Genomic DNA, 21,264 nt, shown 5'->3' with positions numbered 1-21,264 from the left:
AGGTCCGACGATCGCTCTCGGCGTGACGAGCGTAGCGGTGATTCCCGAGCGTCCCAGCCGGCCCACGCGGATCGACCCACTTACGTAATCGTACTTTCTCGATGACGAATATTGGAATTAATGGCGGCTCTGGTGGCGGTCGAGACAAGGATTATATATCTGCATCACCCATACGTTAAATAGTATCGGAAACAGTTCGATCAGAGACATGGTATCAATGGTCAGGACGGCGGCGTCCGTCTCGGACATTGGTACGTATACACATGGCACGAAAAAGCAACAGACGCCCGGACCGCCGGTCCGAGCGTTCCAGTACTGCTGACCCGAACGGTTCCCGAGACACCGGTTCCAGCACGGCTGACGGCGTCGTCAGCGTCCGACCACACGCTGTGATAGTATGACAGGCACCAAAGAATCACTCGAGGAGTTGAGCAGAGAGTACCAGGATTCCATTCCGGCGGATCTCCGGACGACTCACTCGTTCGACTGGTACCTCGACGAGCTGTACGACCACCCCACGATCGCCCGCAACGCCCACCAGCGCGTCGCCGACATGTTCGACTACTACGGCACCGAGTACGACGAAGATGCCGGCGTCGTCGAGTACAAGCTCGCCTCCGAAGACCCGATCAACGACGGCGAGAACACCTTCTACGGACGCGTCGTCCACGAGGCGATGCACGAGTTCGTCAACAAGGTCAAGTCGGGGGCACGCGGGCTGGGGCCGGAGAAGCGCATCAAGCTGCTGCTGGGACCGGTCGGCTCCGGGAAGTCCGACTTCGACCGACAGATCCGCCGGTACTTCGAGGACTACACGCTCCGGGACGACGGCCGGATGTACACGTTCCGGTGGACGAACCTCTGTGACGTGATCGACGATCAGGACCCGGCCGACGACGTGGTCCGATCGCCGATGAACCAGGACCCAATCGTCCTGCTGCCACAGAAACAGCGCGACCGCGTCATCGAGGACATCAACGAGGAGCTGGACGCTCCCTACACGATCCGAAACGAGCAGTCGCTCGATCCGGCCAGCGAGTTCTACATGGATCGGCTGCTGGCCCACTACGACGACGACCTCGAATCCGTGCTCGACAACCACGTCGAGATCGTCCGCCTCATCGCCGACGAGAACCAGCGTCAGGGGATCGAGACGTTCGAACCCAAAGACAAGAAAAACCAGGACGAGACCGAGCTGACGGGGGACGTGAACTACTCGAAGATCGCGATCTACGGCGAGAGCGATCCGCGGGCGTTCGACTACTCCGGGGCGTTCTGTAACGCCAACCGCGGTATCTTCTCCGGCGAGGAGCTGTTGAAGCTCCAGCGGGAGTTCCTCTACGACTTCCTGCACGCGACCCAGGAACAGACGATCAAGCCCAAGAACAACCCTCGCATCGACATCGACCAGGTGATCGTCGGCCGGACGAACATGCCCGAGTACCGGGACAAGAAGGGCGACGAGAAGATGGAGGCGTTCAACGACCGGACCAAGCGCATCGACTTCCCGTACGTGCTGGGCTACGAGGACGAGGCCAGGATCTACCGGAAGATGCTGCGCAACGCCGACCTGCCGGACATCCAGGTCGAGCCCCACACCCTGGAGATGGCCGGCCTGTTCGGCGTCCTCACCCGGATCGAGGAACCCGACTCCGAGACCGTCGACATGCTCCAGAAGGCCAAAGCCTACAACGGCGAGATCGGCGAGGCCGAGGACGTGGACGTGAAGAAACTGCGCGAGGAGGCCGCCGAGACGGCCGACATCGGCGAGGGGATGGACGGCGTCTCGCCGCGGTTCATCGGCGACGAGATCGCCGAGGCGATCATGGACTCGATGCACCGCAGCCGGCAGTTCCTCTCCCCGCTGACCACGTTCAATCACCTGGAGGGGAACCTCGAAAACCACGGCTCGATCCCCGAAGAGGAGTTCTCGACGTACTACCGCTACCTCGAACTCGTCCGCGAGGAGTACAAGCAGCGAGCCATCGAGGACGTGCGCCACGCGCTGGCCTACGACGTCGACGAGATCCAGCGCCAGGGCGAGAAGTACATGGACCACGTCATGGCCTACATCGACGACGACACCGTCGAGGACGATCTCACCGGCCGCGAGCAGGAGCCAGACGAGCAGTTCCTGCGCGGCGTCGAGGAGAAACTCGACCTGCCCGAAGACCGCAAGGACGACTTCCGGCAGGAAGTGAGCAACTGGGTCTCACGCCGCGCACGCGAAGGGGACACGTTCAACCCACAGGACAACGACCGCCTGCGTCGCGCCCTGGAGCGCAAGCTCTGGGAGGACAAGAAACACAACATCAACTTCTCCGCGCTGGTCTCCAGCGGCGAGATGGACGACGACGAGCGCAACGAGTGGATCGACGCGCTGATCGAGCAGGGCTACTCCGAGGAAGGGGCCAAGGAGGTGCTGGAGTTCGCCGGTGCGGAGGTCGCCAAAAGCGAGATGGAAGAGTGATGAGCGGCGAGGACTTCATCGGTCGGGCGAACGAGGCACTCGACAGCACCTACGAGGAGCCCGTGAGCCTCGCGGCCTTCCTCGATCGGCTGTTCGGACGGCCCGCGCTGGCCTCCCACGCCTCGAAGTACCTGCTCGACGCCATCGAGGACGCCGGCACCCGGACCGTCATCGAGGAGGGCGAGCGAAAGGACCGCTACCGGTTCTTCGACGATCCCCACAACGACGGCGAGCACGCCATCCTGGGCAACACCGAGGTGTTGAACAAGCTCGTCGACGACCTGCGATCGATCGCGGCGGGCCGGGGGAAAGACGAGAAGATCATCTGGCTCGAAGGGCCGACGGCCACTGGGAAATCGGAGCTCAAACGCTGTCTCATCAACGGGCTGCGCGAGTACTCTCGAACCGACGAGGGGCGGCGCTACACCGTCGAGTGGAACGTCGCCGGGGCCGGCGAGAGCGACCGGACGCTCAGCTACGGCGACGACCCCGTGGCCGACGAGGACGACTGGTACGAGAGCCCGGTCCAGGTCAATCCGCTCACGGTGTTCCCACAGGACGTGCGTCGCGATCTCCTCGCGGCGCTGAACGAGCGCCTCGACGACCACGTCACGCTGCGCTCGGAGGGCGACCTCGATCCGTTCTCGCGAGAGGCCTACGAGTTCCTCGAAGAGCAGTACCGCCGCGAGGGGGTCGAGGACCTCTTCTCTGCGGTCACGAGCCCGGAACACCTCCGGGTCAAGAACTTCGTCGTCGACGTGGGCGACGGCATCGGCGTCCTCCACTCCGAAGACGAGGGGTCGCCCAAGGAGCGACTCGTCGGCTCGTGGATGCACGGGATGTTGCGAGAGCTGGACTCTCGCGGGCGCAAGAACCCGCAGGCGTTCTCCTACGACGGCGTCCTCTCGCAGGGCAACGGCCTGCTAACGATCGTCGAGGACGCGGCCCAGCACGCCGATCTGCTCCAGAAACTGCTGAACGTCCCCGACGAGGGCCACGTCAAACTGGACAAGGGGATCGGGATGGACATCGACACCCAGCTGGTCATCATCTCGAACCCCGACCTCGAAGCCCAGCTCAACCAACACGCCGACCGCGAGGGACAGGACCCGCTGAAGGCGCTCAAGCGCCGCCTGGACAAACACGAGTTCACGTACCTGACGAACCTCTCGCTGGAGGCAGAGCTCCTCCGGCGCGAACTCACCAACGAGACGACGGTGTGGCAGGCCGACTCCTGGGACGAACTGGAGACGTGGATCCAGGAACCGCTCACGGTCGCCGTCCGGGACAGTGCCGACGAGGTGACCGACGTGGAGCTGGCTCCCCACACCCTCGAAGCGGCGGCGATGTACGCGATCGTCTCCAGACTCGACGCGACGGACCTGCCTGGCGGGCTCGATCTCGTCGACAAGGCGCTGCTGTTCGACCGTGGCTACCTCCGGGAGGGCGACGACCGGATCGCGGCCGAGGAGTTCGACTTCTCCGACGCCGCCGCCGACGGCGAGGGGGGGATCCCCGTGACGTTCACGCGGGACGTGATCGCGGACCTGCTGCACGAAGCCCAGGACCGCCACCACGCCGAGTTGCCCGTCGAACGGGTCCTCATGCCACGGGACGTGCTCAACCGGATGGCCGAACAACTCGACAGCGCACCGGTGTTCTCCCCGACCGAGGCCAGCGAGTTCGAGGAGCGCGTGGTCCCGGTCAAGAACCACGTCTTCGCCGAGCAAGAACGGGACGTGCTCGACGCCATCATGCGAGACAAGCGCGTCGACGAGTCGACCGTCGAGGAGTACGTCGAACACGTCTACGCCTGGGAGTCCGGGGAACAGATCGAGAACGAACGCGGCGAGTACGAGGAGCCGGACCCGCTGAAGATGAAGGTGTTCGAGATCGAGCACCTCGGCCGCTTCGCGGAGGACAACTACGACGGCAACGAGCCCGACGACGCCGTCAGATCGTTCCGGACCGAGAAGATCATCACGGCGCTGAACCGCCACGCCTGGCAGTCCCGTGACGAGACGTTTCGCGTCGGCGACGTGAACCCCAAGGAGATCCCCGTCATCCAGACGGTCCTGGGGAGCCACGACTGGGCCGACGTACAGCGGGCCTACGAGGACTTCGACCCGCGCCAGTGGGACAACCCGCCGAGCGGGACCGAGACGGCCGACCTGAAGGAGACGACGATCGAGAATATGCGCGAGCTCTTCGACTACAGCGCGGCGTCGGCGGAGCTGACGAGCCGCCACGTCATGAGCCAGGTGAGTTACAGATGGGACTGAGAGACGACCTCGAACGGTACCGTGAAGTCGGCGAGCAACGCCGCCAGGACCTCGCCGAGTTCATCCAGTACGGCGACCTCGGCCAGAGCCGACAGGACTCGGTGCAGATCCCGATCAAGATCGTCGACCTCCCCGAGTTCGAGTACGATCAGCGCGACATGGGCGGCGTCGGTCAGGGCCAGGACGGCCAGCCCCAGCCCGGCGATCCGGTGGGCCAGCCCCAGCCAGACGACGACGGCGACGAGGACGGCGAGCCCGGCGAGGACGGCGGCGACCACGAGTACTACGAGATGGATCCCGAGGAGTTCGCCCAGGAACTGGACGAGCAACTCGGACTCGACCTCGAACCGAAGGGCAAGCAGGTGATCGAGGAGGTCGAGGGCGACTTCACCGACATCACCAGGTCCGGCCCCTCCTCGACGCTGGACTTCGAGCGGCTGTTCAAGCAGGGCCTCAAGCGAAAGCTCGCGATGGACTTCGACGAGGCGTTCGTCCGCGAGGCGCTGAAAGTCGACGGCTGGGGGCCGGCGACCGTCTTCGAGTGGGCCCGCGAGCAACACATCCCCGTCTCGAAGGCCTGGATCGAGGAGGCCTACGCGGAGTTGCCGGCCGACGAGAAGGCCGTCTGGGACAGCATCGACGAGATGACCGACGCGGTCGACCGGGAGAGCACCGCCAACCGGATCCGACGGGAGGGCGTCGACCAGATTCCGTTCCGACGGGAAGACGAGCGATACCGCTACCCGGAGATCGAGGAGGAGCGCGAGAAGAACGTCGTCGTCGTCAACATCCGCGACGTGTCCGGGTCGATGCGCCAGAAGAAACGAGAGCTCGTCGAGCGGACGTTCACGCCGCTGGACTGGTACCTCCAGGGCAAGTACGACCACGCCGAGTTCGTCTACATCGCCCACGACGCCGACGCCTGGGAAGTCGACCGCGACGAGTTCTTCGGCATCCGCTCTGGCGGCGGGACCCGCATCTCCAGCGCGTACGAACTCGCGCTGGCACGGCTCGAAGAGGCCTACCCCTGGGCCGACTGGAACCGCTACGTGTTCGCGGCCGGCGACTCGGAGAACTCCTCGAACGACACCGAGGAACACGTCATTCCACTGATGGAGGAGATCCCGGCGAACCTCCACGCCTACGTCGAGACCCAGCCGTCGGGCAACGCGATCAACGCGACCCACGCCGAGGAAGTGGAGCGCCACTTCCGCGGGACCGACGACGTGGCCGTGGCCTACGTCTCCAGCCCGGAGGACGTGACCGACGCGATCTACGAGATCCTGAGCACGGAGGACGAATCATGAGCACCGACGACCACATCCGCAAACGGCGCGTCGCCGCCGAACTCGAAACGTCAGTCGAGGAGGCGGCGACTCTGGCGAAGAAACTCGGTCTGACCCCCTACCCGGTGAACTACTGGATCGTCGACTACGACGAGATGAACGAGCTGATCGCCTACGGGGGATTCCAGCAGCGGTACCCCCACTGGCGGTGGGGCATGGCCTACGACCGCCAGCAAAAGCAGGGGCAGTTCCTCGGCGGGAAGGCCTTCGAGATCGTCAACAACGACAACCCGGCCCACGCCTTCCTCCAGGAGTCCAACGAGCTGGCCGACCAGAAGGCCGTCATCACCCACGTCGAGGCCCACGCGGACTTCTTCGCGAACAACGACTGGTTCGGACTGTTCGCGGGCGGAGCGGCCCCGGGGGCCGCTGACAGCGAAGACGGCCAGCGCCGTCTGAGCAATCCCGAGGCCGCGGCGATGCTGGGACGCCACGCCGAGACGATCGAGGAGTACATGCAAGACCCCGAGATCGACCGCGCCGAGGTCGAGAAGTGGATCGACCACGTCCTCTGTCTGGAAGACAACATCGACCAGCACCAGCCCTACGCGCCCGTCGACGGCGAGGACCGCCCCGACGAGGCGGACCTCGAAGAGATAGCGGACCAGCTCGGCGATCTCGAACTCTCGGAGGAAGTCCGCCGGCAGGTGTTCACCGAGGAGTGGCTCGACGCGCAGTCCGAGGACGACGAACCGATCACGTTCCCCGAAGAGCCACAAAAAGACGTGCTCGCCTTCCTCCAGACACACGGCATGCAGTACGACGCCGACGGCGAGAAGGCCGTCGAGATGGCCGACTGGCAGTCGGACGTACTGGAGATGCTCCGCCGGGAGGCGTACTACTTCGCGCCCCAGAAGATGACGAAGGTGATGAACGAGGGATGGGCCTGTGTCGCCCCTGAAACGCCAGTTTTCACCGCTGACGGAATCCTCCCGATGGAAGACGTTGCCGACAATCACACCCGCGTGTCAGACGGGGACGAGGTGCGTGAGGTCTACGACTCGAACGTGATCCCCGAGCACGACGTGATCTCGATCGAAACGCGTCGTGGGTTCGAACTGACCGGCTCAGACAACCATCGCATCCGTCAGCCGGATGGCGACTGGATCCGACTCGACGAGCTGTCGCTCGGCGACGAAATCGGCGTCACCGGTGGCGAAGGTATCTGGGCCGACGAGCGCGAAGCCGTGACACGGGATCCACGTGAGTGTACGACCCTCGACGATGTCGCCGAAGAGGCCGGTGTGTCCGTCTGGACCGTAATCCGATATCGGGAGACGGGACGGGCACGACGGGCCGACGCGATCGAAGCTGCGCTGTCGGAGTACGACGCATCGAATCCCGGCCTGTCACAACGCGACCCAATCAGAGTTCCCAGCGAGGTCACAGCGCAGTTCGGTCGATTCCTCGGGCTCCTGATCGGCGACGGCCACGTCCCGTCCAACTCCCGGCATATCGGATTCACGTCCGGCGACGAGGGTCGTGCAGAGGAGTTCGCTGGGCTGGTCTCGGAATTGTTCGGCCATCGGTCGACTGTCGACCGAGACGGATCGCGGTGGCGTGTCTATGCGTACTCAAAGCACCTCCGAGAGTTACTGATCGAGGAGTTCGAACTTCCGACCGGAGAAGCGGCCAGCGAAAAGACCGTCCCCGATCAGATTCTCCGGTCACCACGCCAGGTCGTCGCGGCGTTCCTGAGCGGACTCTTCGACGCCGACGGCTATGCGGGCGATCAGGGAGTGATCCTGTCGACCGCGAGCGAAGAACTGTCGAAGACTGTTCAGCTCTTGCTTTCGAACTTCGGAATACTGAGCCGTCGCCGTGAACAGACCGACGGCTGCTATCACGTGCATCTGACCGGGAAGTCTGCGGATATCTTCGCAGAGGAGATCGGATTCGGATACGAGGAGAAGTCGACCGCGCTCGCGACGTACCTCGACAACCTCGCTTGGTTCGAGTCCGAATCGTGGACCGACGAGGTCGTCGCGATCGAAGCGGATACCGGTGCTGTCTACGACATCTCGGTTCGAGACACGCACCGCTACGCTGGCGGCGGTTTCGTCAACCACAACTCCTACTGGGAGTCGACGATGATGGCCGGAGAGCAGTTCGCGAGCGCCGACGAGTTCGTCCTCTACGCCGACCACATGTCGAAGGTGCTCGGGTCGGGCGGGCTCAACCCCTACAAGCTCGGGCTCGAACTGTGGACGTATCTCGAAAACAGCGAGAACCGCCGGGAAGTCGTCGAGCGACTGCTTCGCGTCGAGGACGTGACCTGGCGGAACTTCCACGACGTGATCGACTTCGAGCGGGTACAGGACCTGATCGCGCCCGATTCGGCGGTGACCGACGTGCTCGCCGGCCTCGACGATCTCGACCCCGACGATCCGCGAGTCGACGCCGACGCGCTCGCTCGCGCCCGCGACGGCGAGATCGACGTCGAGACCTACCCGTGGAAGGTCCTGACCGAAGCGGGGATGGCCGAACGCCACTACTCGCTGGTCAAGCCACAGTACCGCGGATTCGTCTCGCGCATCAGCCAGTCGGAGCTGGAGCGCATCTCGCGGTACATGTTCGACGACGCCCGGTACGAGAGCGTCGCGGACGCCCTCGCGGATGTGGACTACTCGCGGGGCTGGGACCGGATGCGCGAGGTCCGCGAGAGCCACAACGACGTGACCTTCCTCAACGAGTTCCTCACCCAGGAGTTCGTCGACGAACACGACTACTTCACCTACGAGTACACCCACTCCTCGGGCGACTTCCGTGCGACTTCGACGGCCGCCGAAGACGTGAAAAAGAAGCTGATGTTGCAGTTCACCAACTTCGGCAAGCCGACGATCACCGTCGCCGACGGCAACTACCGCAACCGCAACGAACTCCTCTTGACCCACCAGTACAACGGCGTCGTGCTGGACCTCGAACAGGCCGCGGAGACGCTGCAACGCGTCTTCGAACTCTGGGGGCGGCCAGTCAATCTGCTGACCATCGACAAGGAGTTCGACGAACACGACGTGGAGGTCGCGCGGCGACGCGACCAGGAACCCGAGCCCGAGGCGGTCGGCAAGCGCCTGCGATACGACGGCGAGGAGGTCACGATACAGGAGGTCGACTGGTCCGAGGTCGAACACCTGGACGCCGACGACATCGACTACGACACCAAGCCCGAGGAGTGGCTGTCGTAGCCGGTAAATCACTGTCCAGTAAAACGAATTTCTGGACCCGACCAACACAGCCTTAATTGTAGAATTTTAGTGGCGAAATCTATTCACTCACACAGCGGGCACTCAAGCGCGACGAGACCGATCCCGCTCAATACACAGCAAACACATGCTGCTCCTGCTGAGGCTGCTGCGCCGATGAGCGAGGAACATGTGCTACAGCAGGTGATCGTTGCGCCCAGAGCCAGTGCGTACTGTCCGACACAATTTGAATTCCATTCACAATCTGGGAACTCGGTACCCGCCGCTTGTACTTCGATATCGCTTTGACTTTGACTACTGGCTTGGTCGAAAGCTTTCTGCATATCACGTCTTGTTACATTTGAGACGGCAGTCTTCACTTCACCGTCATCGACATAGTATCGTTCAAATTTAACAGCATTCTCACCATTTGGATGTTTGTACAATCCCTTGGTATCAATGTCGTCGTTATCAGCCCAGAACAGACTGGCATTGCCTGATTCTGTTTTGAAGGGAATTGAAACTGTGTGCTGAATCGTTTCTCCGTCGACAATTGTTTTGCTGACCACAATTTCTCCCCACTTCGGGTCCCATCCGTTATGAGCGAATTTGGCGAAGATTCGTCTGACTTCAGGATTTTTCAGAGCATTCTGGCGGGTCCTCACGAACTCGTGTCTGTCCTCAACATCGGTAACTTCAATCTCGTCAGTATCTTCAACCTCGAAGCTGACCTCACTCGTTTCATCAGCGCTCGCACTACCAGTTGAGAGTCCAAGGCCGATAGCGGTAGCCGCAATACCCTTGACCAAACTCCTTCGTTTGAGCTTGCTATCGTTCTCAGAGCGAACTTCGGTCATTGACTCCCATGCTTCGACATATCCTCCCCCATCAACGTTCTCGTCCACTTTTTTTACGTGATTATCTATCTCTGATTCTGTATTTTGCGATATCATACTAATCTATTTACTAATTGCTATTAAATCATTCAGATTGAAAATACACTACATATAATTTTCAAATGTTTTTTTATCATTACCCTCCTAATCTCCCGTACGTCGTGATGGAGTGATTCATACAAGGATGACTGCCCCCTCGAGAATTAACGAACGTACGGAATATCCATATTATATCAAATACATATTAGCCGGGCTTGCCCTCGTGCTTTTGATGAGTGGTGGTTATACGATCTACCAATCACAAATTGTGGAAGGAATTGTGCGTATCGGAGTTGGGATGTTCGTCGCTTTCCTGTCTGTTTCATATTCGAACAGTACCCCCCAATCCGAAAGTGACGAATCAACAACTGATATTGCGGCAGCACAAGCCTTCTGGCTATTGATTACGTTGGTCGTATTACAGTCGGTCTTCCAACTTGTGCCAACAGACATAGCAATGACGGTTCTCGGCATTATTGGCGTCGGATTATTTGCTGCCACGCTCTTGCTCAAGCTAGCGAAAAGACTCCGTTGTATGGAAAGCATCCCGTCTCCTGCTATCAGCTGTGACCAAACAACCAGCATTCGGCGGGATGCTTCAGCAACTTGTATCGCTTGGCGCTTTGGAGTTTCGGCCCGAGCCGCTCGACGCCATCGTCGAGCGGCGTCTCAAGACCATCTGGGAACAGGCACCCTGTCCTGATTGTGGCGCGACAACCATCCGAACCTACGACGATCTCGACCGTATCTGGTGCCGTGGCTGCGGCTTCATGAGTACCTACACGCTCGGTACACCGTTCTACGACGCGGAACTCGCCCCCGGCGAGTTCCTCGTCGCCTTCGTCCTCTACGCTGATTCGTTGCTCAGCATCAATCAAATTGCTTCCCTACTTGATCGGGCGTACAACACGATTCACTCGGCGATTCGTGACGTGGAAGCCGCGTTCCAGCGCGGCTTCCCCGTCGTCTGGGATCGCATCGATCACACTCTCGACGGGCCAACGCAGGTCGATGAAACCCAGCAGGTCTGCTCTGGGTACAAGGGACGCGACCCACCGCGGGACGGTCTGTCCCGCGGCGGGTCGCCAGAGGGCGGTCGCACACGCTGGAGCGGTGAGCAGGGTGATGAACTGACGCTCGTCGCGGCCTGCCGCGACGTGCTTCGCGTGGTTTCTGCTGAGGAAGGAACGAAGTTCAAGGACGAACTCAAGCCAGTGATCGAAGAAGCTGAAGACCTCTCCCAGCGACTGGGAGAGGTCTGGACGGATGAGTACCCGCCGTATCAACAGATGGAGCACGACCACAGAACGGTGGTTCACGACGAAGCATACGTCTCAGATGCGGGNGTTCACACCAACNAAGCTGAGTGTCTCTGGTCGTTGTTGCAACCGTGGATCGAGAAATTCCGCGGCCTGTCCAAGCAGGGCTTGGAACAGGCCGCTCGTACCTACGGCTTCCTGCGGTCATTGAATCTCGCTGGCGCACCAATCCACGGACTCGTTGACTGCTTCGCTGCCGATATTTTTCGCCAGTCTACGTAAGAGCGTGCTGCCATTTGGATATTCTACCAGTATCTGGACTAACACCCTAATCAGGAGTTATTCGCAATGAAGCTAATTCACAAATCAAACGACTCGGATAATTAGACGATGACAACAAACCCGACGAGTGGGTGTCGTAGTCGAGCCGATACCAACTGAGTTAGGAGGCGTTCATTTGGCTGATTGCGAACAATACACGGACATACCGACAGAGACTGGATCGTACGAGATCGAAGCCGACACCGGCAACCACCGACTTTACCTGACGATTCGGGATGCGCTCGACGGCAACCAGATGCAGGCGGCCGCCGACGAAGCGATGACCGCGACGAGCGTCGAGGAGGCCGAACAGTTGCTCTCCTGAGCGGCACGACGAGCGGCCACACACCTACGCTGTTATCCATGCTACATTTTCAGTGAGCGTCCTTCCCATTCTTACGTGACCACCATCGTCGTCTGGTTCCGCCGCGATCTGCGCTGTCACGACAACGCGACGCTGCGACGCGCCGTCGCCGAGGCCGACACCGTCGTGCCGCTGTACTGTCTCCCGGATCGACTGACCGGCGAAGGGATGTTCGGGCTCGACAGGGTCGGTCCTCATCGGGCGCAGTTCCTGATCGAGAGCCTCGCCGACCTGCGCGAGTCGTTGCGGGACCGGGACGGCGAACTGTACGTTCGCGGCGGCGACCCCGGAACGGTCGTCCCCGAGGCCGCCGAGGAGTTCGACGCCGACGCGGTCTACTGGCAGGCGCTTCCGGGTCCCGAAGAGCGGGACGAAGCTGGCAGCGTTCGGGCGGGGCTGGCCGACGCCGGGATCGACTCCGAGACGTTCTGGACGCACACGCTGTACCACCGCGACGACCTCCCCAGACCGCCAGACGAGATCGAGGACACCTTCACGCCGTGGAAGGATCGAACCGAAGCGAAGGCGACCGTCCGACCGGCCAAACCGGCCCCGGAGTGGGTCCACGCCCCCAACGGCGGCCGGCGCGCCACCAGCGGTGCCGACGATCTCCCCACGCTCGCGGACTTCGGCTTCGGCGAGGACGAGGCGACGGTCGACGACCGCGGCGTCCTCGACTGGACCGGCGGCGAGACGGCGGGGCTGGATCGCGTCGCGACGTACGTCTGGGAGCGCGACTGCCTGCGGGAGTACCGCGAGACGCGTAACGGCCTCGTGGGTGCCGACTACTCCTCGAAGTTCTCGCCGTGGCTCTCCTTTGGCTGTCTCTCGCCGCGCCGGATCCACCGCGAGGTCGAGCAGTACGAGACCGATCGGGTGGAAAACGACTCGACGTACTGGCTCGTCTTCGAGCTGACTTGGCGGGACTTCTTCCAGTACCAGCTCGCGAAGTACGGCGCGAAGTGGTTCCAGCCCGGCGGTATCCGCGACCGGGACGACATTCGGTGGCGGCGCGACCGTGCGCAGTTCGAACGCTGGGCGCGTGGCGAGACGGGGATCCCCTTCGTCGACGCCAACATGCGCGAGCTGAACGCGACGGGCTACGTGAGCAATCGCGGCCGCCAGAACGTCGCCTCGTTTCTCTCGAACAACCTCCGGATCGACTGGCGGCTCGGGGCGGCCTACTTCGAGTCGCGGCTGGTCGACTACGACGTGGCCTCGAACTGGTGTAACTGGGCGTACCAGTCACAGGTCGGCAACGACTCGCGAGACAGCTACTTCGAGATCGTCGGCCAGGCGACACACTACGACCCCGAGGGGGCGTACGTCACTCGCTGGTGTCCCGAGCTGGACGGCCTCCCTCCGGAATACGCCCACGAGCCCTGGACGATGAGCGAGCGCGAGCAGGCCGACTACGGCGTCGAACTGGGGATCGACTACCCCGCGCCGATGATCGACCTCGAAGCGTCGTACGAGAAGCTGCGCTGATACCGCCGGTACGCAACGACGGCCGCCGTCTCATACGGATTATTGTAGCGATTTACCGGTGATCGTCGCCACGGAGTAGACGATCACCGGTAAGCAACTACAATAAACCGTATCAGTCGTCTATCGCGACGGGCTCTTCGTAGATCTCCGAGAGGCGGTCCTCGAAGGCCTTCCTGATGTTGCGGCGCTTCTTCTTCATCGACGGCGTCAGGAGGTCGTTCTCTGCGGTCCACTCCCTCGGGAGCAGCACGAACTTCTTGATCGTCTCGACCTTTTCGAGGTCCTCGTTGACCTCGTCGACGGCCTCTTGGATCCACTCGTGGACGCGCTCGTCGTCACACATCTCGGTCTCGCTGTCGGGCAGGTCGATCCCCTCGCGGTCGGCCCAGCGCCGGAGTCGCTCGAAGTTCGGGACGAACATCGCCGCGATGAACTTCTGGTCGTCGCCGACGACCATCGCCTGTGCGACGCGGTCGCTGGTCGAGAAGGCGTCCTCGATGGGCTGGGGAGCGACGTTCTTGCCCGTCGAGAGGACGATCACCTCCTTGAGGCGGTCGTGGTAGATCAGGAAGTCGTCCTCGGTCCGCTCGACGATGTCGCCGGTGTGGAACCAGCCGTCGGGCTCGAAGGACTGGGCGGTCTCTTTCTCCCGGTTCCAGTAGCCGTCGGCGACGTTCGGTCCCCGGACCAGCAACTCGCCCACGTCTCGGCTGGTCTCGAAGTCGTCCTGATCGACGACGTGGGTGTCGAGTTTGACCTCCTCGTCGACGACGGGGACGCCCATCGTCCCCGGTCGCACGTCTTCGGGAGGGTTGACGCTGACGACCGGTGCGGTCTCGGTGAGGCCGTACCCCTCGACGATCGTGAGGTCCATCCCGAGGAACGTCTCGCACAGCTCCTTCGAGAGGCTGCCGCCGCCGCTGACCATGAACTCGATGTTGCCCCCGAGGTTCTCTTTGAGCTGGCTGTAGACCAGCCGGTCGCTGACCGCGTGCTTCAGGCCCAGGAGCGGGCCGGGATCGTCGGTCCGGGCCCACTCTCTGGCCACGTCGGTCGACCACTCGAAGATGCGCTCTTTGATCGGCGACTCGCTGGCCTGATCGCGCATCCGATCGAAGATCCGCTCGTAGACGCGGGGGACGCTCGCACCGGTGTCGGGCCTGATCAGCTTGATGTCGTCGGCGAGCGTGTCGGGATCCTCGACGTAGCCGACCGTCGCGCCCGCGGCGAACATGACGAAGTGGCCGGCGAGCCGTTCGAAGACGTGTGCGAGCGGTAGGAAGGAGATCGACGTGGTGCCGGGCGAGAGCGTCGGATGGTCCGGGTCCTTGTCGGGGCGGGGCGCGAGTCGCTTGTACACCTGGTTGACGTTCGAGCAGAAGTTTCTGTGGGTGAGCTTGACCCCCTTCGGCTGGCCGGTCGTCCCGGACGTGTAGATCAGGCTCGCGAGGTCCGACGGAGAGCGCTCTTCGAGCCAGGACCGGTAGCGCGCGTCGTCGTAGGCCTCGGCACCGATCTCGTGGAGCTCTCCCAGCGTGTACACGTCGTCGCGGTCGGTGTCGTACTCGTCGACCGTGACGATAAAGGAGAGGTCGAGTCGATCCTCGACTTCGAGAAGCCGGTCGAGCAGCGCCTCGTTCTCGACGACGACGCCGTCTGCGCCGGGATCGCTCAGGAGGTACTTGACCTGGCGCGGGGAGGACTCGGTGTAGACCGTCGTGACGATGCCGCCGGCCGCCAGCGCCGCGAAGTCGGAGAGCGCCCACTCCATGCGCGTACTGGAAAAGAGGCCCACGCGAGTGTCGTGGTCGACGCCGAGTTCGCGAAAGCCCGCCGCGAGGTTGTGGACCATCGACTGCATCTCGTCGTAGGTGATCGAGGCGTAGTCTCCGTCCGGAGCCGCCGGCATCACTGCGGGTGTCAGCGAGCGGTCGTAGGTGCCGCCCTTGTACAACTGGGCGGTCCTGTCCGCGTTTCGCTGTGCGGTGGCCTCGAACAGCTCCGGGATCGTCGTGTCGGCGACGACTTCGTCCGAGTACTCTCGCTCCGCTTCACGCCACGACGGCACCGTTCTTGACCCAGCCATGAGACACATATACACGGTCGACCGTGATATAAATAGGGGCGTATAACCGTCCCAGTGTTCCCGCTCGTTCCCGTTGCTCGGCGTTTACTCTCGTCTCTCCGAACGGACCAGCCGCTCGCCCGCGATCCACGGGACCGACCGCGCCTTTTAACGCGGCGGCCCTGCAAACACGCTCTATGACTGACGGGTGGTTCGCCGGGCTCGATCCCGACGACGACGAGGCAGCGGTCGCCACGATCCGCGAGGGCAGCGCCGACGAACCGGCAGAGTGGCCTCGGCTGGCCGTCGACGCGGGGTTCGCCGACGACACCGACGACTACTACGACCGCCTGCGCGCCGCGACGACGGCGGCCGCGGAGCAGGCCGTCCAGGAGCGAGAGGGTGCCGACGACCGCCAGCTCGTCCACGCGGTGCGGTCGATGGCCGACTGCGAACGGACGGCAAACGAGCTGGCAGAGCGAGTCGCCGAGTGGGGCGAGAGCCGCTCGGCGGACGCCGGCAGCGGCGTCGAGTACGCCCGCGAGCTGGCCGCGAGTGAGCCGTCGGATCCGGCCGGGGAGAGAGTGCAGTCGCTCGCCCAGCGCGTCGTCGATCTCGACGAGGAAGCCGACCGTCTGCGAGCGTACATCGACCGGACGGCTCCCGAGGTCGCGCCGAATCTGGCGGCACTGGCCGGGCCCGTGCTGGCCGCTCGTCTCGTCTCGCTGGCCGGCGGGCTCGAATCGCTCGCGAAAAAGCCGAGCGGGACAGTACAGGTCCTGGGCGCTGAAGACGCGCTGTTCGCGCACCTCCGGGGGTCGGCCCCCTCGCCGAAACACGGGATCATCTTCACCCACGAGGCGGTTCGGGGGACTCACCCGGACCACCGCGGGTCGGCCGCCCGCGCGCTCGCGGGTAAGCTCACCATCGCCGCACGGATCGACCACTACAGCGGCGACCTGCGGCCAGACCTCCAGGCGGAACTCGACGAGCGGATCGAGGCGATCCAGTCCCGAACGGGAGGTGACGGCGAGTGACGCTCCCGAACGGCGTCGAGCGCCACGACTTCGACGGCGAAACGGGGCTGGCGACGCGGGGCGAGCCGGTGTACGGCGAGGCGACCGACGGCGCGTGGCGACGCTGGGACCCCGACCGCTCGAAGCTCGGGGCGATGCTCGCACTCGGGATGGAGACCGGCTTGGCGGGCGGCGAGACGGTGCTCTACCTCGGTGCCGCCGCCGGGACGACGGTGAGCCACGTCGCGGACTTCGCCGGGCCGACCTACGCCGTCGAGTTCGCGCCACGGCCCGTCAGGGATCTGCTCGATGCGGCGGACCCGCGACCGACCCTCTTCCCGCTCCTGAAAGACGCCCGCGAGCCGGAGTCGTACGCCCACGTCGTCGAACCGGTCGACGTGCTCGTCCAGGACGTGGCGACGCGCGGACAGGCACTCGTCGCAAACCGCAACGCAGGCTTCCTCCGCCCGGACGGACGGCTCCTGCTGTCGATCAAAGCTCGCAGCGAGGACGTGACCGCCGATCCAGCGGCCGTCTTCGAGGACGTGCTGACGACGCTCGAAGAGCGCTACGAGATCGAGGCCAGCGAGTCGCTGGCACCGCACCACGACGACCACCTCGGCGTCGTCGCCGGGCCTCGGCGTGACGGAACGTTTTAACGCCCGGCAACCGACGCTGTGACCGATGGAGGAGACGGGTTCCGCCGCCGCGTTCGACCGGATGGGCACGCTCGGGATCGAAGAGGAGTTCTACGTCGTCGACGAGTACGGCCGGCCGACCGCAGGGTCGGACGAGCTGGTCTACGAGAGCGACCCGCCGACGATCCTCGACGGACGGCTCGACCACGAACTGTTCAAGACCGTCGTCGAGACTCAGACGCCGACACTCGACGGGCTCGATGACGCACGATCGGCTCTGGAAGACGTTCGCAACGCACTGGTCGACCACGCCGAGGCCAACGGCTTTCAGATCGCGGCGGCCGGGCTCCACCCGCTCGCGAAGTGGCGCGAACTCGAACACGCCCAGAAGCCCCGCTACCGCTCCCAGCTGGATCGCATCCAGTACCCCCAGCACCGCAACACCACGGCCGGCCTCCACGTCCACGTCGGCGTCGACGACGCGGACAAGGCCGTCTGGATCGCCAACGAACTCCGCCGGCACCTCCCGCTCGTGCTCGCGCTGTCTGCGAACTCGCCGTACTGGAACGGCTACGACACCGGGCTCGCGTCCGCTCGTGCGAAGATCTTCGAGGGGCTCCCGAACACGGGAATGCCCACCGCGTTCGAGTCGTACGCGGCCTACGAGCAGTTCGAGCGCCGGATGGTCGAGACCGACAGCATCCGCGACCGGGGAGAGCTGTGGTTCGACGTGCGACCACACTCCGGACACGGCACCGTCGAAGTCCGGACGCCGGACGGCCAGCGGAACCCCGAGTACGTGCTCGCCTTCGTCGAGTACGTCCACGCGCTGGTCGCGTCCCTGGCCGACCAGTTCGAAGACGGTGCCTCGGGAACCGACACCCGGCGTGAGTATCTGGACGAGAACAAGTGGCGAGCGATGCGCCACGGTCACGACGCCTCGCTGCTCACCCGAACGGGGTCGACGGCTCCGCTGGGAGAACTGGTCGACCGGGAGTGTGACCGACTCGGAATCGACGGCCTCCGGACGCTCTACGACCGCGAGAGCGGCGCGAATCGCCAGCGCCGCCTCCGGAAGCAAGGCGTCGCCACTCTCGCAGACGACCTCGTCCTGCAAAAGAACGCGTAATTGGGTACTACCCCCACTCCACGTCGCTTCGAACCCGTCGCGGGCATCCCGGTGTCGGCCGGGTCACCACGCCGGCCGAACGTCCACCTGCGGTGTACCATCCCATGCCACACCGCTACTGCTACATTGTGGGGTATCTGGTAAATAGTTTCCGAGACATCTCGTCCGCGATAATGGCGGAGGGTATCGGCCATTCTTTAAGTAATATTCCTGCAAAAGCAATTTTGACCTTCCGGAAAGGACCCAAGGTTTTAGTGCGCTGGCGACTTCCGTCCTTCTAGAAACGACATGACTACAGACGACACATCCGACGATCGCGAGGACGCGGGCGACGACTTCGGCGAAGATCCGTTCGGCGACGACCCCTTCGACGAGGAACTGGACGACGACGTGGACGTACGCGAGCGACTGGAAGAGGAGGCCGACCGCGCCGTCGAGTCCTTCGACGAGGGGATCGTCGACCTGCTGTCGTGGGTGCTGGACACGGAGACTCGGGCACGGATCTACGTCCACCTCCGGCAGCGTCCCGACAGCACGAGCGACGAGATCGCAGAGGGGACCGGGCTGTACCCGAGCACCGTCCGAGAAGCGCTTGCGGAACTCCACGAGGAGGGGAAAGTCGCCCGCCAGAAACGCGAGAGCGACGGCGCGGGGAACAACCCCTACGAGTACGCCGCGATGGCTCCCAGCGACCTCGTGACGGACGTTGTCGACGAGGTCCAGTCGGAGCTCAACACCGTGTTCAACCTCGACAACTACCTGGGCGGTCGCGACCGCGACACCGAGGACACCGAGACCGATCCGGTCACCATCAGCGTCAGCGACGAGGCCGACGACGAGGCCGACGACGAGGCGACCGACAGCGACGACGACGCGGCCGCTGACGACGACGAGTAGCCCCCTCGTCTCGTACTGCCGGAGTCGAAGCCCCTAAATCGAGAGCCCTTCTGCCACGTTGTATGAAGGTCGCGCTGGGTGGGACGTTCGATCCGATTCACGATGGTCACCGCGCGCTGTTCGAGCGTGCGTTCGAACTGGGCGACGTGACGGTCGGGCTGACCAGCGATGATCTCGCGCCCGAGCTCCGGGACGAAGACCGCTACGTCCGCTCTTTCGACGAGCGCTGCCGGGACCTCGACGAGGAACTCGCCGACTTCGCCGCGGAGTACGACCGCGAGTACGACGTCCGAGAGCTGACGGAACCGACCGGAATCGCCACCGAACCCCAGTTCGACGTACTGATCGTCTCTCCCGAGACCGAGACCGGTGGCAAGCGGATCAACGAGATCCGGAGCGAGCGTGGCCACGACACGCTCGACATCGAGGTCGTCCCGCACGTCTACGCCGACGACGACGAGGTGATTTCGAGCACGCGGATCGTCCGCGGCGAGATCGACCAGCACGGCACCGTCACGCCCGACCGGGACGGTCGCCCGGAACGGGCCTGACCTGCCGGCGTGCGGTTTCGTGACGGTGGTGTTCAGATAGGAGAGAGTAGCGTCATTCGGTCACCGAACGCCCTCGCGTCGCTCGACCGCTCCGGGGCTCGTTGCGCGCGCTCACTCCGTGCGCGTGCTTGTTCCGGGAGAGCAAGCTCTCCCGACGTTCGCCTCGCTCCGCTGGGCTCACCGTCGCCCGGGAGGGATCGAGCGCCCGAAGAGCACGCTCTTCCGAGCCCGCGGCGCAAGCGCCGCGGACGCCGCTCGGTAGCCCGATCTGTGGCGGATATTCTCTCTCCGGTCGAATAGTGCCGCCCCAGATCGGGCTATAGTAGCCATTGAAAATCAATGCACATCCGATCGCACGACTGCAGTGCGATCGGTGTGTAAATTGTTTCAATTGTTACTATAGCGGGCCGAGGGCTTTCGGTGTCTCCAACTCAGAAAATGCAGCGGCTTATCTGAACACTACCTCAGGACCACGGGGTACCTTTATCCACCACCGACTCGTAAGCGTTACCATGAGATTCGTTATCGTGGGTGCCGGTCGCGTCGGACTCCGGACCGCTCGCGTGCTCGACGACGGCGGGCACGACGTGGTTCTCGTGGAGAACGACCCCACGAAAGTAGCGCGTGCCCGCGAAGAGGGACACGACGTGATCGAGGGCGACGGTGCGGTCGAGACGATCCTCGACGACGCCGATCTCGACCGTGCGGACGCACTCGGCGCGCTGACCGGCGACCTCAACGACAACTTCGTAGCCTGTATGATCGCCAAACAGTTTGACTGCCGGACCGTGATGCGCATCGACGAGGACTACCGCGAGGAGATCTACCGCAAGTACGCCGGCGACGTGGACGAAGTGATCTACCCCGAGCGCCTGGGGGCGATCGCCGCGAAGAACGCCCTGCTGGGCGGGAACATCCGTGCCGTCGCCGACATCGATCAGAACCTCCAGCTCGTGGAGTTCACCATCACCGAGCAGTCGCCGATGCGGGGCTACTCCATCAGCGAACTCGAACTGCCGGCCAACGCCCGACTGCTCGCGTTCGGCAAGCGCGACGAGCCCCTGGACCTGCCCGGCGAGGACGAGACCCTCGATCTCGGCGATCACCTCGTCGTCCTCGCGGACTTCGACGCGCTCGGAGACGTGCGCAGCATCGTCGTCGGCGAGACCGGACGCGCGGCCACCATGGGAGGTGCCTGAGATGGTCGTCGCCTACGTGATGGTCAAGGTGTACACCGGCGACGCCGACCGGCTCAAGGGCGAAATCGAAGCCATCGACGGCGTCACGGCCGCTCACATCGTCGCCGGGGACGTAGACTTCA

The 21,264-nt window shown here is 63.5% G+C and carries 15 protein-coding genes and 1 pseudogene; 14 read left to right on the top strand and 2 right to left on the bottom strand.

Annotated elements, in window-relative coordinates; translation table 11 throughout:
• Positions 1 to 397 precede the first annotated feature (397 nt).
• Genes HALKA_RS0117585 through HALKA_RS0117570 form a run of 4 tightly spaced genes read left to right on the top strand, consistent with a single transcriptional unit; the run spans position 398 to position 9,283 of the window.
• A complete protein-coding gene (locus tag HALKA_RS0117585) occupies positions 398 to 2,470 on the top strand; it encodes a PrkA family serine protein kinase (RefSeq protein ID WP_018259229.1) in 2,073 nt (690 codons plus the stop codon).
• Positions 2,470 to 4,752, top strand: a complete 2,283-nt coding sequence (locus tag HALKA_RS0117580) for a PrkA family serine protein kinase (RefSeq protein ID WP_018259228.1) — start codon at positions 2,470 to 2,472, stop codon at positions 4,750 to 4,752. The genes HALKA_RS0117585 and HALKA_RS0117580 overlap by 1 nt, the downstream gene beginning before the upstream one ends.
• Positions 4,743 to 6,059 carry a YeaH/YhbH family protein gene (locus HALKA_RS0117575; protein WP_018259227.1) on the top strand — a complete coding sequence of 439 codons (1,317 nt, stop codon included), beginning with the start codon at positions 4,743 to 4,745 and terminating at the stop codon, positions 6,057 to 6,059. Before HALKA_RS0117580 ends, HALKA_RS0117575 begins: the two co-directional genes overlap by 10 nt.
• Positions 6,056 to 9,283, top strand: a complete 3,228-nt coding sequence (locus tag HALKA_RS0117570; RefSeq protein WP_018259226.1) for a SpoVR family protein — start codon at positions 6,056 to 6,058, stop codon at positions 9,281 to 9,283. The genes HALKA_RS0117575 and HALKA_RS0117570 overlap by 4 nt, the downstream gene beginning before the upstream one ends.
• Positions 9,284 to 9,366: 83 nt before the next feature.
• Here HALKA_RS0117570 and HALKA_RS21165 read toward each other — a convergent pair whose 3' ends face one another.
• Complete coding sequence (locus tag HALKA_RS21165) at positions 9,367 to 10,233, bottom strand: hypothetical protein (RefSeq protein WP_155119454.1); 867 nt, start codon at positions 10,231 to 10,233, stop codon at positions 9,367 to 9,369.
• A 575-nt stretch (positions 10,234 to 10,808) separates the two neighbouring features.
• On the opposite strand from HALKA_RS21165, the gene HALKA_RS0117560 reads away from it, so the two are divergent.
• The 3 genes from HALKA_RS0117560 (at position 10,809) to HALKA_RS0117550 (ending at position 13,647) form a co-directional block, all read left to right on the top strand.
• A complete protein-coding gene (locus tag HALKA_RS0117560) occupies positions 10,809 to 11,756 on the top strand; it encodes an IS1595 family transposase (protein ID WP_018259224.1) in 948 nt (315 codons plus the stop codon).
• A 175-nt stretch (positions 11,757 to 11,931) separates the two neighbouring features.
• The gene (locus HALKA_RS0117555; RefSeq protein ID WP_018259223.1) at positions 11,932 to 12,120 is read left to right on the top strand and encodes a hypothetical protein; all 189 of its coding nucleotides are present in this window, start codon (positions 11,932 to 11,934) and stop codon (positions 12,118 to 12,120) included.
• 75 nt (positions 12,121 to 12,195) lie between these two features.
• Positions 12,196 to 13,647, top strand: coding sequence for a DASH family cryptochrome (locus HALKA_RS0117550; protein WP_018259222.1), 1,452 nt, complete (start codon positions 12,196 to 12,198; stop codon positions 13,645 to 13,647).
• Between the two features lie 112 nt (positions 13,648 to 13,759).
• On the opposite strand, the gene HALKA_RS0117545 is transcribed toward HALKA_RS0117550, so the two are convergent.
• Positions 13,760 to 15,742, bottom strand: coding sequence for an AMP-dependent synthetase/ligase (locus HALKA_RS0117545; protein ID WP_155119453.1), 1,983 nt, complete (start codon positions 15,740 to 15,742; stop codon positions 13,760 to 13,762).
• 167 nt (positions 15,743 to 15,909) lie between these two features.
• Between HALKA_RS0117545 and HALKA_RS0117540 the strand changes: the two genes are divergently transcribed.
• The 7 genes and pseudogenes from HALKA_RS0117540 to HALKA_RS22055 form a co-directional block, all read left to right on the top strand.
• A complete protein-coding gene (locus HALKA_RS0117540) occupies positions 15,910 to 16,749 on the top strand; it encodes an NOP5/NOP56 family protein (RefSeq protein WP_018259220.1) in 840 nt (279 codons plus the stop codon).
• Positions 16,746 to 17,387, top strand: a complete 642-nt coding sequence (locus HALKA_RS0117535) for a fibrillarin-like rRNA/tRNA 2'-O-methyltransferase (protein WP_018259219.1) — start codon at positions 16,746 to 16,748, stop codon at positions 17,385 to 17,387. Before HALKA_RS0117540 ends, HALKA_RS0117535 begins: the two co-directional genes overlap by 4 nt.
• Before the next feature lie 25 nt (positions 17,388 to 17,412).
• Positions 17,413 to 18,495 carry a glutamate--cysteine ligase gene (locus HALKA_RS0117530; RefSeq protein ID WP_018259218.1) on the top strand — a complete coding sequence of 361 codons (1,083 nt, stop codon included), beginning with the start codon at positions 17,413 to 17,415 and terminating at the stop codon, positions 18,493 to 18,495.
• A 288-nt stretch (positions 18,496 to 18,783) separates the two neighbouring features.
• A complete protein-coding gene (locus HALKA_RS0117525) occupies positions 18,784 to 19,392 on the top strand; it encodes a winged helix-turn-helix domain-containing protein (RefSeq protein ID WP_018259217.1) in 609 nt (202 codons plus the stop codon).
• 62 nt (positions 19,393 to 19,454) lie between these two features.
• Positions 19,455 to 19,943: a phosphopantetheine adenylyltransferase gene (locus HALKA_RS0117520; protein WP_018259216.1), complete on the top strand. Its 489-nt coding sequence runs from the start codon at positions 19,455 to 19,457 to the stop codon at positions 19,941 to 19,943.
• Between the two features lie 512 nt (positions 19,944 to 20,455).
• A complete protein-coding gene (locus HALKA_RS0117515) occupies positions 20,456 to 21,142 on the top strand; it encodes a potassium channel family protein (RefSeq protein ID WP_018257756.1) in 687 nt (228 codons plus the stop codon).
• Position 21,143: 1 nt separating this feature from the next.
• Positions 21,144 to 21,264, top strand: a pseudogene (locus tag HALKA_RS22055) (Lrp/AsnC family transcriptional regulator); the annotation flags it as partial.

Source organism: Halomicrobium katesii DSM 19301, from assembly GCF_000379085.1.
GTDB lineage: Archaea > Halobacteriota > Halobacteria > Halobacteriales > Haloarculaceae > Halomicrobium > Halomicrobium katesii.
The sequence above is the reverse complement of the archived record's forward strand: the minus strand, read 5'-3'. Positions and strand labels throughout refer to the sequence as shown.

Coding starts and splice junctions, on each gene's coding strand:
- HALKA_RS0117545 (WP_155119453.1), bottom strand. CDS start 15,742: ATGTGTCTCATGGCTGGGTCAAGAACGGTGCCGTCGTGGCGTGAAGCG.
- HALKA_RS0117580 (WP_018259228.1), top strand. CDS start 2,470: ATGAGCGGCGAGGACTTCATCGGTCGGGCGAACGAGGCACTCGACAGC.
- HALKA_RS0117540 (WP_018259220.1), top strand. CDS start 15,910: ATGACTGACGGGTGGTTCGCCGGGCTCGATCCCGACGACGACGAGGCA.
- HALKA_RS0117570 (WP_018259226.1), top strand. CDS start 6,056: ATGAGCACCGACGACCACATCCGCAAACGGCGCGTCGCCGCCGAACTC.
- HALKA_RS21165 (WP_155119454.1), bottom strand. CDS start 10,233: ATGATATCGCAAAATACAGAATCAGAGATAGATAATCACGTAAAAAAA.
- HALKA_RS0117575 (WP_018259227.1), top strand. CDS start 4,743: ATGGGACTGAGAGACGACCTCGAACGGTACCGTGAAGTCGGCGAGCAA.
- HALKA_RS0117585 (WP_018259229.1), top strand. CDS start 398: ATGACAGGCACCAAAGAATCACTCGAGGAGTTGAGCAGAGAGTACCAG.
- HALKA_RS0117530 (WP_018259218.1), top strand. CDS start 17,413: ATGGAGGAGACGGGTTCCGCCGCCGCGTTCGACCGGATGGGCACGCTC.
- HALKA_RS0117525 (WP_018259217.1), top strand. CDS start 18,784: ATGACTACAGACGACACATCCGACGATCGCGAGGACGCGGGCGACGAC.
- HALKA_RS0117515 (WP_018257756.1), top strand. CDS start 20,456: ATGAGATTCGTTATCGTGGGTGCCGGTCGCGTCGGACTCCGGACCGCT.
- HALKA_RS0117520 (WP_018259216.1), top strand. CDS start 19,455: ATGAAGGTCGCGCTGGGTGGGACGTTCGATCCGATTCACGATGGTCAC.